Source organism: Actinophytocola sp. (genome assembly GCF_050699915.1).
GTDB lineage: Bacteria > Actinomycetota > Actinomycetes > Mycobacteriales > Pseudonocardiaceae > Actinophytocola.
In genome coordinates this window covers 16,366-34,904 of record NZ_JBOHGA010000028.1, presented here as the reverse complement: position 1 = coordinate 34,904, position 18,539 = coordinate 16,366, and the positions used below count along the sequence as shown (strand labels likewise).

The window sequence follows — 18,539 nt, the reverse complement described above, 5'->3', positions numbered from 1 at the left end:
ACGCTCAGTGCCAGGGCGGCGTGCCCTGGTATGCCCGGCCGATCATCGTGACCCAGCGGTGTACCGCGTCCTCGTTCGGCGCGAACGGGCCCGGCCGGAAGTGCGGTGAGGCGAGCCCGCGTTGCACCGACTCGCACGCCGCCCAGTCCTGCCGGTTGGTGCGGTCCCAGAACGCCACGGCATGGCCGGCGTCGCCGGCCTGTTCCGGCGCCAGCCAGGTGCACTCGACGCGCGTGGTGTCCGGGTCGACCGGGCGCAACCGGTGCGTCATCACGTAGTCCGGGTGCAGTGACAGCAGCAGGTCGGGAAACAGCGCCAGGTACAGCACTCGCCGTCTGTCCACATCGGGCAGGAAGATCCCGCGGGACCGGCCGTCGAGCGACATCGTCTCGGCACCGTCCCGCAGGTCCATCGCGCCGCCGACCCACGCCCCTGGCAGGTCGTAGTTGTCGCCGCTGGTCGGCGGGGACACCGCGCAGAGCTCCGGATGGATGTGCGGGCAGTGGTAGCACTCGTGGTAGTTCTCGACGATCACCTTCCAGTTGGCGTGCACCAGATATTCGTGCCGGGCGGCCGGGTGCAGGTCCTGCGGTGAGTACGGCGCGACCAACCCGCCGAGCGCCCCGAGGTGCTCGGCGAACGGCGCGGCGTCGCCGGTGCCGTTGACGAACACCCAGCCATGCCACACCTCGACCGGTAGCGGCACCAACCCGTGGTCGCCCGCCTCGAACCCCGCCACGTCGTGGAACCGGGGCGCACCCCGCAGCGCTCCGTCCAGCCCGTACGTCCACGCGTGGTACGGACACACGACCACCGGCCGAGCCGAGGTGCCGCCCTCGGACAGCAGCTCGTGCCCACGGTGCCGGCAGGTGTTGGCAAGAGCCGTGACACCCGCATCGTCGCGGGTCAGCAGTACCGGGATGTCGCCGGCCAGCGCGCCACGCTGGGTGACGCCCGCACCGAACAGCTCGTCCACGCGACCCACGCAGCTCCACGTGCCGGCGAAGACCTGGCGCAGTTCCCAGGCCAGCACCTCCGGGGCGGTGTAGGCACGCGCCGGCAACATGGTCGACTCACCGAACGGACGCAAGGCACGCTCGAGCTCGCCGGCCGGCACCGGCGCCGGCGGCCAGCCGGCGGAGGGGGACACAACCCGACCGTAGCGCGCCCGGGACAGCCCGACGGCGGGACCTGACATGATGTTTGACATCGCGGCAAATGGGTAACTCCCCCGCACCGGACATCGGCGAGAGCGAGGTCACTGTGTCAGCCGAGGCTCAGGTGCCTCTCCATCACGCCGTCCGTGAGAGCCGATCCGCTCGCTGCCGCGACCAGTCTCGTCGGAAGGTCGTGGCATGACCGACGAGGGACAGCTTCTCGCTGGGCGCTACCGGTTGGTCCGGCGGCTCGGGGCAGGCGCGATGGGTGTCGTCTGGGAGGGCCACGACGAGCGGCTGGACCGGACCGTGGCCATCAAGCAGCTGCGGCTTCGGCCCGGACTCCCCCAAGACAAGACCACTGAGGCGGTGGCTCGCTGCCTGCGTGAGGGCCGCATCGCCGCCCGGCTGCACCACCCCAACGCGATCACGGTGTTCGACGTGGTCGACGAGGACAACGTGCCCAACCTCGTCATGGAGTACATGCCCTCGCGCAGCTTGGCGAAGGCCGTCGCCGAGGACGGGTCTCTGGCGCCGCGCGAGGTGGCCGCCATCGGGGCCCAGATAGCCACCGCGCTCACCGCGGCGCACGACGCCGGCATCGTCCACCGCGACATCACGCCGGGCAACATCCTGCTCGGCGAGGACGGCTCGGTGAAGCTCACCGACTTCGGCATCTCCCGAGCGGCCGACGACGTCGCCGCCACGACGACGGGTCGCTTCGCCGGCACCCCCGCATACCTGGCGCCCGAGGTGGCACACGGCAGCGAGCCCACCCCGGCCTCGGACGTCTTCTCGCTGGGCGCGACGCTCTACGCCGCGATCGAGGGAGCGCCCCCGTTCGGACGGGCGTCGAACATTCTCGCACTGCTGCACACGGTGGCCGGTGGAGAGATCAACCCGCCGCAGCGATCCGGCCCGCTCACCGACGTGCTGCTCGCTCTGCTCACGGTCGACCCGCACGCCCGCCCCACCGCGACGCAGGCACACGACCTCCTCGCTGCCGCCGCGACCACACCCGACGACGGCAACCCGACGGATGCCGCGCCCACCGAGCTGGTCCGGCCTCTACCCGCCGCCCAGGCACCGACCGCGCCCGCCGCCGGTCGTGCACAGAAGCCACTCGCCGCAGCCGGAGTCCTCGTCGTCGCGCTGGCCGCTGTCGGCCTGTGGCTCCTGGGCAGCAACCACGGCCTGACGCCGTTCCAGGAGCGCGAACCGGCGGACGGGAAGGTGCCCAACCATTCCACTCGGACCTCGGGTCCCGCACCGATTTCACCGGTGGGAGAGCCCATCGACATCCGCGAGACGCGTTCGAACTCGGCACCGACATCCCGCCCAGCGCAGAAGAAGACGACCTCCGAGGCGGAGGCACCGGCGGCGACGAACGACGCGCCCGCGCCACCGATCACCACGACGAACATCGTGGACGAGCCGACGACGAGCGTCCCCACCGATCCTCCGACCAGCAGCGAACCGGAAACCACGGCACCGAACACGGCGCCTGGCTGAGCCACACATGCGGGACTCGCACTACGCGAGGGCCGACCCGACGTAGCTGGTGTCACTCCTTCGCGGTGCCCGGCGCGGTCGCCCTGCGTTGCACCGCGGTCAACAAGCGGTCGGGCAACACCCGGCCGGCCACCGACAGCACCTTGTTCCGCAGCGACCCCGCGACGACGTGATCCTTGCCGGCGAGCAGCGCGTCCACGGCCTGCCGGGCCACCTCCTCGGCGGAGTCCTTCGCGCCCGCTCCCACCCTGGTGTCGGTCATGCCGGCACGCTCGAAGAAACGGGTCGCGGTCGGTCCCGGCATCAGCGCGGTGACGGAGATGCCGCGGCCCCGCAGCTCCTCGCGCAGCCCCTGCGCGAACGACTGCAGGAAGGCCTTCGACGCGTGGTAGACGGTCTGGAAAGGCCCCGGCGAGGCGGCCGCGATCGAGGAGGTGAACAGGATCCGGCCGCGACCCCGGTCCACCATGGCCGGCAACAGCAGCTTCGCCAGGTGGACCGCCGAGCGGACGTTGAGGTCCACCACGGCGAGCTGGTCGGCGAGCGCCGGGCCGGTCGCGAAGTCGCCGCTCACCCCGACGCCGGCGTTGATCGCCAGCACGTCCACCGGGCGGCCGAGGTGCCGAACCTCCTCGGCGAACCGTTCGACCTCCTTCGGGTCACGCAGGTCCGCGCGGACGGCGTGCACCTGTGCCCCGAGCCGTTCGACGGGTCCGGCCGCCTCGGAGATCTCGGCGTTCTCGGCGGTGATGACCAGGTCGTGCCCCCGTTGCGCGAGCTCGCGCGCCAACTCGTAGCCGATCCCGCTGGACGCACCGGTCACGACGGCAAGTGATCGTGTGCTCATCGGTCGCTCCTCTCGTCCCGGCCGGTCGCGGATTACCCACGGTTGGCCGGGGCACGCATGGGGAGGCCGTGCGCTGCGAGGACGGGCATGCTCGTCGGTTCGCGGTGAGCTCTCTACGGCGCGCCCATCACGAGGCCCTCGATCGTGTGCTTCTGCTCGATCGGTTCCAGGCGGTCGACCAGCCGCGCCGGCAGGTGCGCGCGTACGTACTCCGGCAGCCCGGCGTAGTAGTCCCGGGTGACGCTGAGGTCGTGGTGCGCGGCGTTGCCCGCGCCGGGCGCGTCGACCCCGAGTACGAGGGTCGGGCGCGGCTTGTCCGACCGGTTGGCCGTGCCGCGGTGGATCGTGAGCGCGCTTCGCGCGGAGACGTCGCCCCGCTTCGTGAGCTTGCGACGGCTCAGCGACTCGTACCGCGGCCAGCGGCTCCGCGGCGGGAACATGCCGTGCGCGAAGTCAGGATGGTGATCCCACTGGGTCCCCGGCGCGATCTCGAACGGACCCATTTCCGGCTCGACGTCGACCGTGGTCAGGTTGACTGCCAACGAGGTCAACCGGCGGTGTTCGGTGGTCTCCACGGGTGCCGGGAAGTCACGATGCCATGGCTGTTTCACCGCTCCGGGGAACGGGATGTCGAAGCCCACCTCGACGATCTCGTAGTCCTGCCCCAGGACCGCCTCGCACACACCGGTCACCCACGGATGCGTCACCAGGTCGACGAACCCGCGCAGCCGCTCGGGGTGAACCTCCACGTAGAACCGTTCCGGACCGCGGCCGACCGCGCTGCCCTGGGAGCGCGCCTCCTCGAACAGCGCCATGACGTCCTCGCCGAGCCGGTCCGCCCACGCGGCCGTGAACGCACCCCGGCGGGCGACGATGCCATCGGCGTAGAGCGTCTCGACCAACCGGTCGGCCTGATCGGCGGAGAGGGGACTCGTGTCAGCCCGTTCCGTCGACCCGTCGGCATCCGCGATCACGAGACCAGCGTACAAACCACCGACCCGGCTCGCATGGCTCGCGGGTGCGTCCCATGTGCCCGGCGGATCAACTGCTTACGTCGACGTCGACCAGGTAGGACTCCGAGCCGAGCGTGTGGCCCGGGGTGGGCAGCGTGGTCACGTCGAACCCGCCGAACCGACGGGTTCGGTACTCGAGCACGGTTCCGGTGACCGACACGGATTCCAGCAGCGAGAACCGGTCCTGACGCAGGTCGTAGTAGTTGTAGATCGCCCGCTGCTGCCAGTGCGCGTCGACTTCGTCGAACAGCTCCCGCTCGGCGGGCGGCACCCAGCTCGAGCACCCTGCCGTCACCGAAGTCGATCAGTACGGCCTCCCGGTCACGCACCAGCACGTACACGTTGCACGTGTCGCGGAAGAGGTAGACGCCATCGGCGAGCCGAGTCGCGGCCACGAGCACCCCTTGGTGGACGAACCTCCGCCACCGTGCCATACGCGGGGCCGTGATGGCTTGCAGGATTGAACCGGCTACCGCTGGGGGTACCCGCTCGACCACATCACCGGTGCGGAGCGGGCCGGGATCTCAGCACGAGACCTTCACGACCGGTGACCTGGCCGCCGAGAAGCGGTGGCCACGGTTCGCACCCGAAGCCGTACGGCACGGCATCCGGTCCATGTTGTCCTACCGCCGGTTCGTCACCGAGACGACGATGGGCGCGCTCAACCTCTACTCATCCCACCAGGACGCGTTCACCACACCCGCGATGAACGAAGGCCGGTTGTTCGCCAGCCATGCCGCCATCGCGCTCGTCGGCGTCCAACACGAAGCCCAGCTCGAAGCGGCGACAGCCTCGCGGGGTGTTCAGCAGCGCAGCATCGGCGCACTTCGGTTACCGCCGGGGCGGCGTCCGCGTTCTCAGCTGGTCGGGCCGACTGTTAACCAAACGCAGATCCCGGAACCTCGGTCACCCGACAGAGTCACGGCTCGAGCGGAGTGCGGTGCAGCGCCACGAGCAGCCGCCAGAGCCGGGCGGCGATGTGCCGCGGATCGCCCTCGATCTGCGCGTGCAGCCAGTCGGCCAGCACGCCCGCGAAGGCGGCGGCCACCGCGGAGGCGACCAGCTCCGGATCCGGTGCGCCGGCCAGCGTGCGCTCGGCAACGCTGCGCTCACGCAGCTCCCGGTGCAGGAGCTCGCCGAGCGGCCCGCTGCCCCCAGGCCCCAGCAGCGTGCGGTACAGCGGGACGTGCGGGGTGATGTCGACGAAGAACGCGGTCAGCGCCGGGGGCGGGACGGCGGGGTCGGGTGCGCCGCGCCAGGCGTGCAACGCGTCCACCGCGTCGCGGACCACCTCGGCGCAGGCATCGACGGCCACCGCCCGCAGATCCCCGTAGTGCAGGTAGAACGTCGCCCGGCTAACGCCCGCCCGGCGCACCAGCGCGGAGACGCTCACCTCCTCCAGCGGTCGGTCCGCACACTCCTCGAGCAACGCCCCGCGCAGCTTGGTCCGGGTGCGTGCCGCGCGGGGATCACCGGCCGAGGCGGTCATCCAGCAGCGAGGACGGCGGCCAGGGCCAGCGCGGCGGGCGCCGCCTGAGCGACCAGGATCCTCCGGTTCGTGGTCACGCCGCCGTACACGCCCGCGACGACCACACACACCAGGAAGAAGACCTGGGCGGCCGGGCCCACCGGGTCGCCGGCGACCAGACCCCACACCAGCCCGGCGGCCAGGAAACCGTTGTACAGGCCCTGGTTGGCCGCCAACGGCTTGGTCACCGAGGCCGTTTTCGCGTCGAACCCCGAGAGCCGAAGCCCCGGTCCGCGGTCCCACAGGAACATCTCCAGCACCAGGAAGTACGCGTGCAGTACGGCCACAAGGATCACTAGCACGGTCGCGAGCACAGCCATCTTGATCTCCTCGAGTTTCGTGGACAGCTGTCTATAATTTATGGACAGACGTCCAGAAAGTCACCGTGATCGCTGCCACGTCTCGATGAGTTTCCGGCTCCGCGCCGGTCTGTACGCGTGAGACCGACTCACGGAGCGGACCGAGCGATGAGCTGTTCCAATGGTCGACTGGAACACCCGCCTGGTCACCGGCGGCGCGACGCTGGCCGGGGCAGCCATGCGGACCGGGCTTCACCGTGCTGGACAGCTGGGTGAACCTGAACCTGGTGGAGACGCGGACGTTCTCCGGCGGCGTAGTGCTGACCAGAGACGAGACGAGGCGCTGAGCGGTCGGGCGTCGTCAACGCGTTACAATCGAACATGAATTCGATATGATCGAGGCATGAAGGGTGATCGGGTCGAGATCGTCGTCGATGCCGGCGACACGACCCGGGCCTACGAGGTGGTGGCGACCCGAGCCGGTCGGCGAGTAGAGGTCAGCATCGGCCGCGGTGTGGTCGAGGTCGTGGAAGTCACGCGCACCGGCGTACCGGTGCGCACGGCACGGTTCATGGCCAGCAAAGTCCTCGCGCTCGTCGAACACCCCGCGGCAGCCCGCCCGCTCGACGACGAACGGGCGGACGAAACCCGCCGTCAGCAAGGTCCCTGAGCTCACAGCTGGGATCTCAGCACGTCGATCTCGCAGCCTGGGGCAGCGGGGTCGAAGCCGTGCTCGACCAGCCAGCGGATCCCCCGCAGGCTGCGCAACGACCACCACGCGCGGATCACCTCGAGGTCGACATCGGTGCCGTAGCCGGCGATGACATCGCCGAGGTGTTCCTCGTGTCCGAGCGTCAGGGTGGCGAGGTCGAACAGGGCATCACCCGGGGCGGCCTCGGTCCAGTCGAGCACGCCGGTGACCTCGTCACCGTCGACGAACACGTGGGCGACCTGCAGGTCGCCGTGCGTGAACGCCGGGGTCCACGGCCGCAGTGCGGCCTCGGCGACCTGGCGGTTGCGCGTGACCAGATCCGTGGGCAGCACGCCGTTCGTGAGGAGCCACTCGCATTCGCCGTCGAGGTGCGCGGCGATCTCGTCGACGCTTCGGCCGGGCCAGAGCGGCAGCGGCGCGTCGTGCAGCGTCCGGACGGCGGCACCCGCCGCGGCCCACGCCGCCGGCGACGTGGTCGACGGCTCGCCGAGGCGGCCGAGTGCCGTACCGGGAAGGGCGGCGAGCGCGAGCACGGGCGGCTTGCGCCACAGGACTTCCGGAGTCGGGATCGGCGCCATGGCCATCGCCTCGACCTCGACGTCGGTGCGCGTCTGGTCAGCGTCGATCTTGAGGAACACGTCGCCGACGCGCAGGGTCGCGCACTCGTGATGGGCGACTACGACCTCGACCTCCTCCACGCCGGCCATTATCGCGAGATGATCACCGACGTCGCCACGGGTTATCGGCGGGGTCAGGCGCGGGTTCGCTGGCGTGCGGCGAGACGGGAGGCGAGCCACAGCGGGAGTGCCGCGGCGACGCCGGTAAGCACGAGCAGGGTGACCGACAGCGTGCTCGCGTAGCCGAGCTCGCCGTACTCGAACGCGCGGCGGTAGATCAGCAGCGGCGCGGTGAGGGTCGCGTTCGCCGGGTCGCCGCCGGTCACCAACAGCGCCGGCACGAACGAGTTCTGCATGACGACGACCACGTCCCGCACCGCGAGGACGATCACGATGGGCGCCATGAGAGGCAGCGTCACCCGGGTCATCGCGAACCAGGCGGATCCGCCCTCGACCTCGATCGCCTCGTGGAGGCGTACCGGGATGGCGATGCGTGCGGCGAGGGCGACGATGAACGCCTCCCCCACCTGGAACGCCAGCACGAGCACCAGCCCGAGCCGCGCCCCCCATGGCGTGGTGAGGAACCCAGGATCCGGGACGCCCAACGCGCCGAGCAGTGCCGGCAGCGGCCCGTAGAGCGGGTTGAGGATCCACAGCCACAGCAACGCCCATGCCGCATCCGGGATGGCCGACGGCAGGTACGCCGCGGCCCGGCCGACCGCCGTTCGCGCACCGCGGCGCCGCGCCAGGAGCAACGCCGCACCGACCGCGAGCAGCAGGCGGAGCGGCACGACGACGACCGCGACGAGCGCGCTGATGCCGACGGCATCCCAGAACATGCGGTCGCCGGCCAGGCGGGCGAGGTTGTCGACGCCGGTGAACTCCGGCGCCCGGAAGCCGAAGTAGTCCGTGAACGCGAGGGCGGCGGCCACGGCGAGTGGGGCGAGGACGAGCAGCAGCGACCCCAGGAGGTAGGGCATGGCGAGCGGCCATCGCCCCAAGGCGGCCCGTTGCCGTCTCACCGGCGCTTCCCCGTCGTGGCGTCGAAGCGGTGCTCGTCCTCGGCCCGCCAGGCCACGGCCACTCGCTCCCCGACGTGTGGCGCGTCGGCCCACGGCAGCCGTGCGAGCAGGTCACCGGAGGCCTCGTCGGGCAGCACCCGGACGAGGCAGTCCTCCCCCGCGGGTTCCACCGCGACCACCGAACCTCCTCGGCCGGCGCCGTCCTCGGTCCGGCACACCCGCACCCGCTCGGGCCGGACACCGACGACGACCCCGTCGACGGCGGGCAGGAGGTTCATCGGCAGCGGGCCGAACATGCGTGCCACGGCCGTCGTCGCGGGCCGCGCGTAGAGGTCGGCCGGGGTGTCGCACTGGAGCACCCGACCGGCACCCAGGACCGCGACCCGGTCGCCCATCGCCATGGCCTCGACCTGGTCGTGGGTGACGTGCACCATCGGCACGCCCAGCGAGCGCTGCACCGTTCGGATCTCGCCGCGCATCCGCAGCCGCAGCTCGGCGTCGACGGAGGCGAGCGGCTCGTCGAGCAGGCACACGCGAGGTGAGCGGATCATCGCCCGGGCGAGCGCCACCCGCTGCCGCTCCCCGCCGCTGAGCTCGCTCGGCATCCGCGGCAGGAGGTCCTCGATGTCGAGGAGGCGAGCCACCTCCCCGACGCGAGCCTCGACATCGCGCCGCCGGGATCCTCGGGCCCGTTCCCCGATCCCGATGTTGGCGGCGACACCCAGGTGGGGAAAGAGCGCGGCCTCCTGGAACACCATGGCGACGTCCCGCCGGCCGGCCGGCAGGTGGGTGACGTCCCGGTCGTCGATCACGACGCGCCCGCCGTCGAGCGCCTCCAGGCCGGCGACCGCGCGCAGCAGCGTCGACTTGCCCGACCCGGACGGCCCGACGATGACGAGAAGCTCGCCGGACTTCGCCTCGATGTCGACCCCGTCGAGGGCCACGACGCGTGCCCCCCGGCGCGCGCGGAAGACCTTGTGCGCGGCCTCGACCCGCAGACTCATGGGCGCTGCAACAGCGGGTCCGCCTGCCTTCGGACCTCTGCGAGGATCTCGTCGAGCGGGACGCCGTCCTCGAAGGCCCGCTGCAGCTGAGTGCCGATCACGTCCTCGATCTCGGGCCACGACGGCGTCACCGGCGTGTGCTTCAGAAACGGGATGGCGTCGAGGAACACCTGCGACGACGCCGGTGCCCTGGCCGGGCTGAGGAACGCCGGCGACGTCGCGACCGAGCGCAGCGACGGCACCGTGCGTCCGGCGAGGGCGGTGAGGGTCTGGCCCTGCCGGCCCACGGCGAACGCGACGAACTTCGCCGCGGCCGCCTTGCTCTCGGCGCGGCTCGCGACGCAGTAGGCGTCGGAGTGCAGAACCGACGCGGGTTCGCCCATGACCGGCAGCGCGGCGACGTCGAAGTCGAGGCCGCGCTGCTCCCGAAGCGCCGGCACCTCGACCCGCGAGCTCAGGAACATCGCCAGCTTCTGTGTCATGAACTGCTCTTCCACTCCCTGAGAGGCGAGCTGCTCCTTGGTCGGCGTCGCACCGGTGCCGATGAGGTCGACGACGGCGTCGAGCGCGGCGCGGGCGCCGGGCTCGTGGAGGGTCGTGCGGGTGGGAATTTCCTCGTCGTCGACGATGGTGCCGCCGCTGCTCCAGATGAACGGCGCCATCCGGGTGATCGACGCGTCGACGCCGACTCCCTTGACTCCTCCGGTCGTCAGTTTCCGGGCCGTCGCGACGAACTCGGCCCAGGTCCACCCGTCCTTCGGTGCGGCGACACCGGCCTTCTCGAACAGCGCGCGATTCCAGTAGACGACGAGGGAGGAGATGTTCTGCGGCATGCACTGCAGCGCACCGTCGTAGGTGAACGCGTCCAGCGGCTGCTCGTAGTAGTCGGCGGTGTCGAGGCCTTCTTGCTCGAGTAGTGGGCCGATCGGTTCCACGGCGCCGCGCTGGACGAACGGCGCGTACTCGCGGTAGTTGATGAGGAAGACGTCCGGCGCGTCACCGGACGCGAACGCGGTGGAGAGCCGGGTGAGGTGGTCGTCGCGGCTCACCGGGACGAGCTCGACCTCTCCGCCCCCGGCCTCCCGGTACGCCGAGACGAGGCTCCGGTAGACCGCTGCCTCCTCCGGGTCGGCCCCGACCTGCACGGTGATCGGCGCCGTCGCGTTCCCCGCGGCATCCTCGCCCGCGTCTGGCCCGCTGGCGCAGGCGCTCAGGACGAGGAGTAGCGAGATCGCGAGCACGGACGGTCTCATGAGCGCTCCACCGAGGAGAAGAAGGATCGTTGGGCGATGCCGAACGCGAGCAGGGCGGGTGCAGTCACGAGGACCGCGGCGGCGAGATAGATCGGGTACAGGGCGGCCTCCATCTCGCTGAGACTCCGCAGGCCCAGTGCCACCGGCCAGTTGCCCGGCGACGACACGAGGGTCAGCGGATCCATGAACGTCGACCAGTAGTACAGGCCGGACAGTGCCGCGACGGCAACCACCGCGGGGCGGGCGAGCGGCAGCGCGATCCGGCGCCACACGGCGATCGGGCTCAGGCCCTCGAGCATGGCGGCCTCGAGCAACGACGCGGGGATGCGCGAGTAGGCAAACGCGAACAGCAGGACGTAGAACGGCGTCGTGCCGGCGAGTGCGAGCAGCGCGACGGTGAGCGGCGTGTCCGCGAGGCCCACGCCGCGCAACAGCACGACCCGCGGCACCCAGAGCGCGGCCGCGGGCACGATCAGCATGAGCACCGAGACGCCGACGAGCCAGCGGCGCGGCCGGCCGCGGGCGGTGACGATCGCGAGGCCGGCCATCGACGTGACGACGACGGTGACCGGGACCGCGACGGCGACCAGCAGCAGGGAGTTCAGCAACAGCCGAACGAGGGGCATGAACCGCGGCACGGTCGAGTAGTTCGTCCACTCGACGGGGTCGGGCCAGAGGTCGAGCCCGTTGGGCGGTGGTTGCAGCGGGCGCTGCAGGGAGCCGAGCACCATCACGACGAGCGGCGCGAGGAACACCACGGACAACACGATGACCCCGGCGGTCCACCAAGTGGTGGACCGCCGGGGTGATCGGGTGGTTTCCTGCCGTGCCAGCGCCTAGCCCGTCTCAGTCCGTGTCGGCGAGCGAGGTCGTCCAGACGCTGCGCCCGTAGGTCGCGGCGTAGAGCGTGTCGCTGCCGGCGGGCAGGTCGATGTCGTTGACCGGCACCAGCGGCAGGTTCGCCCCGACCTTGAGCCACGACTTGCCGAGGTTGGTCGTGCGGAACACGCCGACGTCGGTGGCGATGAACAGCCAGTTCTTCTTCGACGGGTGGCGGATGACGTCGTTGACGGGCGCCTGCGGGATGCGCTTGCCGGTGATGTCGCTCCAGGACTTGCCACCGTTCTTGGTCATGACGAGGTGCGGGTATCCGTCACCGGAACGCCAGCCCGAGAAGCTGGCCCACGCCACGTCCGGGTTCTGCGGGTCGACGGTGATTCGGGTGACCCAGCGGCCCGGGAAGGCCCGGCTCTCGATCTTCTCCCAGGTCACCTCCTCCGGGGCGGCCATCGCGTTGCGGCTGACCCACATCAGACCGCTGTCGGTGCCGGCGTAGACGAGGTTGGGGTCGGCCGGCGTCGTGCCGATCGCCGTGACGGTGCCGAAGCCGGGGGCGCGGGGCTCCGTTCCCTCGGTGATGTCGGGACTGATCGGCTGCCACACGCGCTGTCCGGGATCGGTGTCGATCCGGTTCACGGTCTCGCTCCCGCCGAACATGATGCGTGGATCGGCGCCGAACTCCAGCGGGGCCACCCAGTTCTTGCGCGCACCGGGAATCGTCATGACGAAGCCGACGCCGTCGACGAAGCCGCGGCAGCCGCCGTTCTGGAAGCAGCCGTAGTACTTCCGGTCGTTCGTCGGGTCGATGCGGTTCATCATCCCGTCGCCACCGACGAAGTTGAACCAGTCACCGTTGACGGTGTTGTCGTCGGCCCACGACTTCAGCGAGCCGTTGTCCTGGGAGCCGGCGTTGACCCGCGTGCCGTCCTGGACCGAGACGTCCATCGCGTAGAACTGCGTCACGGGCAGGCGAGGCGTCTTGGCCCACAGTCCGCGCGCGGCGCCGTTCTCGGTCGACCAGTAGAAGCCACCGTCGTTGCCGAGGAACACCTTGCGCGGGGTGAAGGGATCCCACTCGAGACCGTGCTGGTCGGCATGCACGGTCTGCGACGTCGTCCAGGTGAGACCGCCGTCGAGGCTCTCGGCGAGGCTCACGCCGGCGACGAAGACGTGCTGCGGGTCGACCGGGTCGACGTAGACGCGGCCGAACCACCAGGCGAACCCGCCGCTGATGGTCTGCAGGGTGCCGCCGCTGGTTGGCCCGACCGGGGTCCAGGTCGCACCGGCGTCCGTGCTCGTGAAGAAGCCGTTGAAGTTGCCGCCGGCCGTGCTCGAGATGAGGTAGGCGCGGTTGGGGTCGCTGTCGCTGAAGTCGACACCCATGCGACCGACGTAGGTCGCGGTGACCGGCTGCCCCTCGATGTCGACGCTCTGCGGGAGCGGCGGGTTGTGGATGTTCGTCCACGTGCGACCGCCGTCGGTGGAACGGTAGAGGAAGGACTTCTTGCCGTAGATGCGCGACTTCTCGTCACGGATCTTGTCCCACGTCGTGGCCAGCATGATGTCGGGGTTGGTCTTGTTGATCGTCACGTCGATCGCGCCGGTGGAGGCACTGTCCGGGACGATGACACGGGTCCAGCTGCGTCCGCCGTTCTCGGTCATGAACAGGCCGCGGGTCGGCTCGGTGTCGTGCAGCGCACCCATGACGGCGACGAACACCCGGTCGTCGTCGCGCGGGTCGATGACGATCTGGCCGATCGTGTCGCCCTTGCGCAGGCCCATGTTGGTCCACCGTGCGCCGCCGTTGGTGGACTTGAAGACGCCCGTGCCGTAGAACGCCGAGCCGCCCCCGTGGTCGGGCTCACCGGTACCCGCCCAGACGACACCCCGGGAGTCGACCGCGACGGCGCCCATCGACTGGGGCAGCTGGTCGTCCCACGCGGAGTCGAACGTCGCGCCGCCGTCGTTGCTGCGCCACAGACCTCCGGTGCCGGTGGCGATGTAGACGACGTCCCTGCGCGTGGGGTCGGGGGCTAGATCGCGGATGCGGCCGCCGATGTTGCTCGGGCCGAGCTCCGACCACACCTGGTCGGTGCTCGGCGAGCGCATGGCCGTCGCGCCCATCTGCCCGGACTGGGCGACCGCCTCGGCGACAGCGGCGTCCGGAATGGTGCCGTCGGCGTTGGCCCGCTGCCAGTGCATCCAGTCCTCGGCGCCCAACGGGTTGGGCGTGACAGCCGCCTGCGCGGTCGACGCGCTCGCGCCGTCGCTCTCTGGCGGGGTGACGGACGCGGCACCCGCGCCCAGCAGGATCGTGATGGCCGTCGCGGCCAGGATCGAAAGGTGGCTACTCCTACGCAGGGACACGCGAGCCTCCAGAGTCAAGGGGGCGCCCTCGCGCCACTCCGCCGCGCCGATGCATCCCCCGAAAGCGTTACGCCCGATATGCGCTCTGCGATGCGGAGGCACCTTAGCACCCGAGAAGTCCGAAATCGTCGGCTTGGCGACGCCGCCATACGGGTGATGATGAACCTAGAGTGATTGTCATGGTCGAACGTGGCAGCCATCGGCAGCGCTCGATCGCGCTGGTGGGGGCGGCGACTGCGCTGCTGATCGTTCTGGCGGGATGCTCAGCCGGACCCGAGGGCAGCGCATGCCAGGCACCGCGCCCAGCGCCGCCGGCCGAGACCGCGCTCATGCCGGACGGGTTGTCGTTCGACAAGATCGGGACGGTCACGCGCGTCATGAGCACGCAGGGTCACATCACGGTGCGAGCGGTCACGGCCAAGAATCTCGACGAGGTCACGGTGCTCATCCAGGACGCGGTGACCGCCGCCGGCTACCGCCCGGCGGGAATGGACAACGAAGGCTTCGAGGCGGAGGTCTTCTTCACGTCCGGCCTGTACGCCGCGGGACAGGCGGTCGTGCGCCGGGCCGAATGCGAGGGGCAGTGGGACATCGAGCTCGTCCTCATCGACCCGGAAACGGTGCCCCCGCCGACGACCCGCCGGTCCGTGCCGTAGTTGGCAACTGGCATCACCCGTTGGTCCTGACGACCGGCCCGGACCGCGACATAGCGTGCCTGGCATGGTGCGTCGAGGCACGGTGGTCGCCGGACTGGTCGGGGTGCTGTCGGGGTTGCTGGTCGTGCCCGCGTCGGCGAACGTACCCGCCTTCGTCGTCGCGGACGGGGTGAGCCAGCCGATCCACTCGTTCGCCGACGCGGTGCGGGAGACCGTCTGGGTGGACATCGGGCTGGACCTGGACGCCAACGGGGTCGGCGACCGGGTGGCCACCGACATCGTCCGGCCGGCCACCGCCGAGCCGGTCCCGGTGATCATCGACGCCAGCCCGTACTACGTGACCTCCGGGCGCGGCAACGAAGGCGAGCGCAAGACCTACGACTCGGCCGGCGTGCCGATCAAGTTCCCGCTGGTCTACGACAACTACTTCGTGCCGCGCGGCTACGCGGTCGCGCTGGTCGACTTCAGCGGGTCGGCCCGGTCCACCGGTTGCATGGACACCGGCGGCCGGTCCGAGGTGGCCTCCGGCAAGGCCGTGATCGACTGGCTGAACGGCCGGACCACCGGCTACTCGGCGGCCTCCGGCGGCTCGGTGGTCACCGCGGGCTGGTCCACCGGCGCGGCCGCGATGATCGGTAAGTCCTGGGACGGCAGCGTCACGCAGGGCGTGGCGGCCACCGGAGTGGACGGTCTGCGCACGATCGTGCCGGTCGCGGCGATCAGCTCCTGGTACGACTGGTTCCGGTCCGACGGCGTGTCGTTCCGGAGCTTCGGCACACCCACCAGCCTGGCGTCGAACTTCGAGAACGACAACGCGCGGTCCCGGTGCGCGGCCGTGCGGGCCGAGATGACCGCCGGTGCTCCGGCCAACGGCGACTACACCGCGATGTGGCAGCAGCGGGACTACGTGCGCAGCGCGGCGAACGTGCGGGCCGCGGTGTTCTCGGTCAACGGACGGGCCGACCTGAACGTCAAACCGGTGAACTGGGGCCAGTGGCTGGACGCACTGCCGGCGTCGGTGCCGCGCAAACTCTGGCTGTCCCAGACCGGGCACATCGACCCGTTCGACTTCCGGCGGGCCACCTGGGTCGACACCCTGCACCGCTGGTTCGACCGGTGGCTGCTGGGCGTCCAGAACGGGATCGAGAACGAACCGCGGGTGTCGGTCGAGCGCTCCGTGGACCAGTGGAGCGACACCGCCGACTGGCCGCCGGCCGGCACCCAGTCCCAGACCCTGTACCCAGTGGCCGGGCCGGTCGCGGGGGTGGGCACGCTGCGGCCTACGCCCGGTTCGGCGACTTCCTCCTTCACCGACAACGGTTCCGGGACTCCTTCGAGCTACATCGCCTCGCCCAACGCCACCTCGACCCGCCGGGTCGTGTACAGCACCGGCGCACTGACCACCGACCTGCGCGTGGCCGGCGTCTCCCGGATCACGGTCGCCGCCACCCCGTCCACATCCACCGCGCACCTGTCCGCCTACCTGGTCGACTACGGTCCGGCGACGGCCAGGAGCAGCACCGGCGAGGGCATCCGAACGCTGACCACCGAGTCGTGCTGGGGCGAGAACCGACCCGGCGACGACGCCTGCTACCGCGACACCGTGGCCACCACGGCCAACGTCGACGCCCAGATCATCGCCCGCGGCTGGGCCGATCTGGCCAACTACTCCTCGCTCAGCGCGCCGCGCCCACTTACCCCGGGCACCAAGTACTCCATGACCTTCCGACTGTCTACAACGGACTGGACGGTGCCCGCCGGACACAGTCTGGCGCTGGTGGTCGCCGGCAACGACCGCAGCATGACCAGCACCCCGACCCGGCTCCCCCGAGTGACGATCAACCTGGCCGAGACCTCGGTACAGATCCCGCTACTGGGCACCGTGCAGGCGGCCCGGTCAGCGGCCGGCCCGCAGGTCACCCGGATCCAACCGGACATCGTGCCGGGCCGGCTGGACAGCTGACCGGCTGGTTTGTGACGTCCGAAACAGCGCAGTACTGGAAGCGACCGCCTCGCCAAGGTCGTCGGCAGGATTCGTGTCGGTCGGCGAAGATCCTCGGACTGTGAAGGTTCACCCCGTCCGAGGTCAAATCGTGCTGTCCGCACGGAGGAATTACCTGCGGAATCAAGAACTGCGCCGATTTGCTCGGACGGGGCGGCGTAGCGTGTGGTCAGTCAGCGACCCAGAAGGCGTAGTCGGCGGTGTATCGAACCGACGCGGTGGTGCCGTCGGCGCAGGCGCCCGTCGGGGCGAGGCCGCCGGTGGTGTCCAGTCGCTGGATGTAGGTCACGGCACTGAGCAGTCCAGGACCACGGTTGCCGGTCGACTTGAGCAGCAGTTGTGGAATGGCGTTGGGCACCGGTGAGCTCGCCTGCGCCGCGGCGGTCACCGAGCTGCCGTCTACAACGGACGTCCACACTGGACCGACAGTGTGCAGCACCTTCGCCTGGCCGTGGTGGCGCAGGATCGCATCGGGCTGGAGGAAGACCCACGCACCGGCGGTGCACCGGTAGGTCTGCACCCCACGAGCCGGCATGACCGCGATCCGCTTGTTACCGTCCGGAACCTTGATCGCGTCGGGAACACCGTGCTGTCCGGAGCCGACCGGCGCGGGTGCTGCCCCAACGGCCCCGGCCGCCGACGCGGCGCCCCCTATGCCGACGGCCGCCATCGCCACGACGGCCAGTCCGATGGTGATCCCACGTAATCGACGAATTTGATTCATGTTCTGCATTCCCACCTCGTTGTTTCAACGCCGGCGGTCGCCAGCGCCTGGCACACATTTATGTCGGACGACTGTTCGAGTCGTTACGCGTCCGTAGCCAGGCGGCGAGCGGAGAATTTCCGCGAAATTCGTCGACAGTCAGGACTTGGCGCTGGTGAATGCAGCCAAGGCGTCCATCGTGCGCCGGCTCTCCCCCCGGATCTGGCGCACCACAACCGGCTGGAGGAACCGCAGCGGCCAGCCGATCCCGAGCGTGACAAGCCTGGTGAGGTGCACGCCCACCGGTGTCGGCGCGAGCGTGTATGTCACGTGGATGTCCATGACCCCGAGCAACCGCGGCCGCATCGTCATCGGCTGGTGGAACGTCACGCGGGCCGGCCGGTCGAGCTCGGTCACCGTGCCGTGGCGGACACCGCTCGGGCCCCGCTCGACGTAGGTCGTGCCGGTCGCGATCGGGTCGGTGGTGATCTCGGTCGTGCCCGCGTACTCCGACGACGTGCCGAGCCAGCGGCCGTACCCACGCAGGTCGACGACCGTGTCGAACACCGCCTCAGCGGAAGCGGGAATGTCGGCCTCGAGCTTGAGCTGCACCATGCCTGCGCACGGTAGCCGCATGCTCCGGTCAGGTCTGGTCCCGCCGGCGGGACAACCACACCGACGCCGCCGCCAGCACGACCACGTACCCGGCCAGGGTCAGGATCGCCGCGAGCGGGCCGGACGTGGCGACCACGCCGGGCGTCCCCCCGTCCTGCTGGGCGGTGGCGCCGAACGCGACGGCGAGCGAGCCGGCGTTCGGCCCGAGCAACACCTCGGCGTCGTCGGCCTGCTCGCCGTCGTGTGGTTCACCACGATGCGCCCGTGGTTCGGCCCCGTCGGCGCCGCCGCGGTACTGGTCGTCGAGGCGATCCTGGTCGTCGCGCTGCTCGGCTGGGCGGCTACTCGTCGTCGTGGCGCATCGGGGAGCTGACCGGCGGGATGCCGCCGTT

Annotated in this window: 19 protein-coding genes and 1 pseudogene; 5 read left to right on the top strand and 15 right to left on the bottom strand. The window is 70.6% G+C overall.

Going from position 1 to position 18,539, the window contains the following annotated elements; genetic code table 11:
- Positions 1-4: 4 nt before the first annotated feature.
- A complete protein-coding gene (locus ACRDSK_RS08060) occupies positions 5-1,150 on the bottom strand; it encodes an aromatic ring-hydroxylating oxygenase subunit alpha (RefSeq protein WP_431439322.1) in 1,146 nt (381 codons plus the stop codon).
- Between the two features lie 205 nt (positions 1,151-1,355).
- On the opposite strand from ACRDSK_RS08060, the gene ACRDSK_RS08055 reads away from it, so the two are divergent.
- Positions 1,356-2,669 (top strand): protein kinase domain-containing protein, encoded by a 1,314-nt coding sequence (locus ACRDSK_RS08055; RefSeq protein ID WP_431439321.1) that lies wholly within the window; start codon positions 1,356-1,358, stop codon positions 2,667-2,669.
- A gap of 52 nt (positions 2,670-2,721) precedes the next feature.
- Here ACRDSK_RS08055 and ACRDSK_RS08050 read toward each other — a convergent pair whose 3' ends face one another.
- From ACRDSK_RS08050 to ACRDSK_RS08030, 5 genes are all read right to left on the bottom strand, one after another.
- The gene (locus ACRDSK_RS08050) at positions 2,722-3,516 is read right to left on the bottom strand and encodes an SDR family NAD(P)-dependent oxidoreductase (RefSeq protein ID WP_431439320.1); all 795 of its coding nucleotides are present in this window, start codon (positions 3,514-3,516) and stop codon (positions 2,722-2,724) included.
- Positions 3,517-3,629: 113 nt separating this feature from the next.
- Positions 3,630-4,490 (bottom strand): phytanoyl-CoA dioxygenase family protein, encoded by an 861-nt coding sequence (locus ACRDSK_RS08045; RefSeq protein ID WP_431439319.1) that lies wholly within the window; start codon positions 4,488-4,490, stop codon positions 3,630-3,632.
- A gap of 67 nt (positions 4,491-4,557) precedes the next feature.
- The gene (locus ACRDSK_RS08040; RefSeq protein WP_431439318.1) at positions 4,558-4,800 is read right to left on the bottom strand and encodes a hypothetical protein; all 243 of its coding nucleotides are present in this window, start codon (positions 4,798-4,800) and stop codon (positions 4,558-4,560) included.
- Positions 4,801-5,448: 648 nt separating this feature from the next.
- On the bottom strand, positions 5,449-6,018 hold the full coding sequence (locus ACRDSK_RS08035) for a TetR/AcrR family transcriptional regulator (RefSeq protein ID WP_431439317.1): 570 nt from the start codon (positions 6,016-6,018) through the stop codon (positions 5,449-5,451).
- Positions 6,015-6,377, bottom strand: coding sequence for a DUF1304 domain-containing protein (locus ACRDSK_RS08030; protein WP_431439316.1), 363 nt, complete (start codon positions 6,375-6,377; stop codon positions 6,015-6,017). The genes ACRDSK_RS08035 and ACRDSK_RS08030 overlap by 4 nt, the downstream gene beginning before the upstream one ends.
- Before the next feature lie 154 nt (positions 6,378-6,531).
- Here ACRDSK_RS08030 and ACRDSK_RS08025 point away from each other — a divergent pair.
- Positions 6,532-6,703 (top strand): annotated as a pseudogene (locus ACRDSK_RS08025) (dihydrofolate reductase family protein); the annotation flags it as partial.
- A 56-nt stretch (positions 6,704-6,759) separates the two neighbouring features.
- Positions 6,760-7,026 (top strand): hypothetical protein, encoded by a 267-nt coding sequence (locus ACRDSK_RS08020; RefSeq protein WP_431439315.1) that lies wholly within the window; start codon positions 6,760-6,762, stop codon positions 7,024-7,026.
- Between the two features lie 2 nt (positions 7,027-7,028).
- Here the strand turns inward: ACRDSK_RS08020 and ACRDSK_RS08015 are convergent, their stop codons facing one another.
- The 6 genes from ACRDSK_RS08015 to ACRDSK_RS07990 form a co-directional block, all read right to left on the bottom strand.
- A complete protein-coding gene (locus ACRDSK_RS08015; RefSeq protein ID WP_431439314.1) occupies positions 7,029-7,775 on the bottom strand; it encodes an aminoglycoside phosphotransferase family protein in 747 nt (248 codons plus the stop codon).
- A gap of 44 nt (positions 7,776-7,819) precedes the next feature.
- The gene (locus tag ACRDSK_RS08010) at positions 7,820-8,665 is read right to left on the bottom strand and encodes a carbohydrate ABC transporter permease (RefSeq protein ID WP_431439313.1); all 846 of its coding nucleotides are present in this window, start codon (positions 8,663-8,665) and stop codon (positions 7,820-7,822) included.
- A gap of 38 nt (positions 8,666-8,703) precedes the next feature.
- Entirely contained in the window at positions 8,704-9,711 is a 1,008-nt protein-coding gene (locus ACRDSK_RS08005) for an ABC transporter ATP-binding protein (RefSeq protein WP_431439312.1), read from the bottom strand.
- Positions 9,708-10,964: an ABC transporter substrate-binding protein gene (locus ACRDSK_RS08000; protein ID WP_431439311.1), complete on the bottom strand. Its 1,257-nt coding sequence runs from the start codon at positions 10,962-10,964 to the stop codon at positions 9,708-9,710. Before ACRDSK_RS08000 ends, ACRDSK_RS08005 begins: the two co-directional genes overlap by 4 nt.
- A complete protein-coding gene (locus ACRDSK_RS07995) occupies positions 10,961-11,722 on the bottom strand; it encodes a carbohydrate ABC transporter permease (protein ID WP_431439310.1) in 762 nt (253 codons plus the stop codon). Before ACRDSK_RS07995 ends, ACRDSK_RS08000 begins: the two co-directional genes overlap by 4 nt.
- 88 nt (positions 11,723-11,810) lie before the next feature.
- Positions 11,811-14,171, bottom strand: a complete 2,361-nt coding sequence (locus ACRDSK_RS07990) for a WD40/YVTN/BNR-like repeat-containing protein (RefSeq protein ID WP_431439309.1) — start codon at positions 14,169-14,171, stop codon at positions 11,811-11,813.
- 179 nt (positions 14,172-14,350) lie between these two features.
- On the opposite strand from ACRDSK_RS07990, the gene ACRDSK_RS07985 reads away from it, so the two are divergent.
- Positions 14,351-14,827, top strand: a complete 477-nt coding sequence (locus tag ACRDSK_RS07985) for a hypothetical protein (protein ID WP_431439308.1) — start codon at positions 14,351-14,353, stop codon at positions 14,825-14,827.
- Positions 14,828-14,891: 64 nt separating this feature from the next.
- Positions 14,892-16,790: a Xaa-Pro dipeptidyl-peptidase gene (locus tag ACRDSK_RS07980; protein ID WP_431439307.1), complete on the top strand. Its 1,899-nt coding sequence runs from the start codon at positions 14,892-14,894 to the stop codon at positions 16,788-16,790.
- A 208-nt stretch (positions 16,791-16,998) separates the two neighbouring features.
- Here the strand turns inward: ACRDSK_RS07980 and ACRDSK_RS07975 are convergent, their stop codons facing one another.
- From ACRDSK_RS07975 to ACRDSK_RS07965, 3 genes are all read right to left on the bottom strand, one after another.
- On the bottom strand, positions 16,999-17,562 hold the full coding sequence (locus ACRDSK_RS07975; protein ID WP_431439306.1) for a DUF3455 domain-containing protein: 564 nt from the start codon (positions 17,560-17,562) through the stop codon (positions 16,999-17,001).
- A 129-nt stretch (positions 17,563-17,691) separates the two neighbouring features.
- Positions 17,692-18,147, bottom strand: a complete 456-nt coding sequence (locus ACRDSK_RS07970) for an SRPBCC family protein (protein WP_431439305.1) — start codon at positions 18,145-18,147, stop codon at positions 17,692-17,694.
- Between the two features lie 28 nt (positions 18,148-18,175).
- The gene (locus ACRDSK_RS07965; protein WP_431439304.1) at positions 18,176-18,361 is read right to left on the bottom strand and encodes a hypothetical protein; all 186 of its coding nucleotides are present in this window, start codon (positions 18,359-18,361) and stop codon (positions 18,176-18,178) included.
- Positions 18,362-18,539 lie beyond the last annotated feature (178 nt).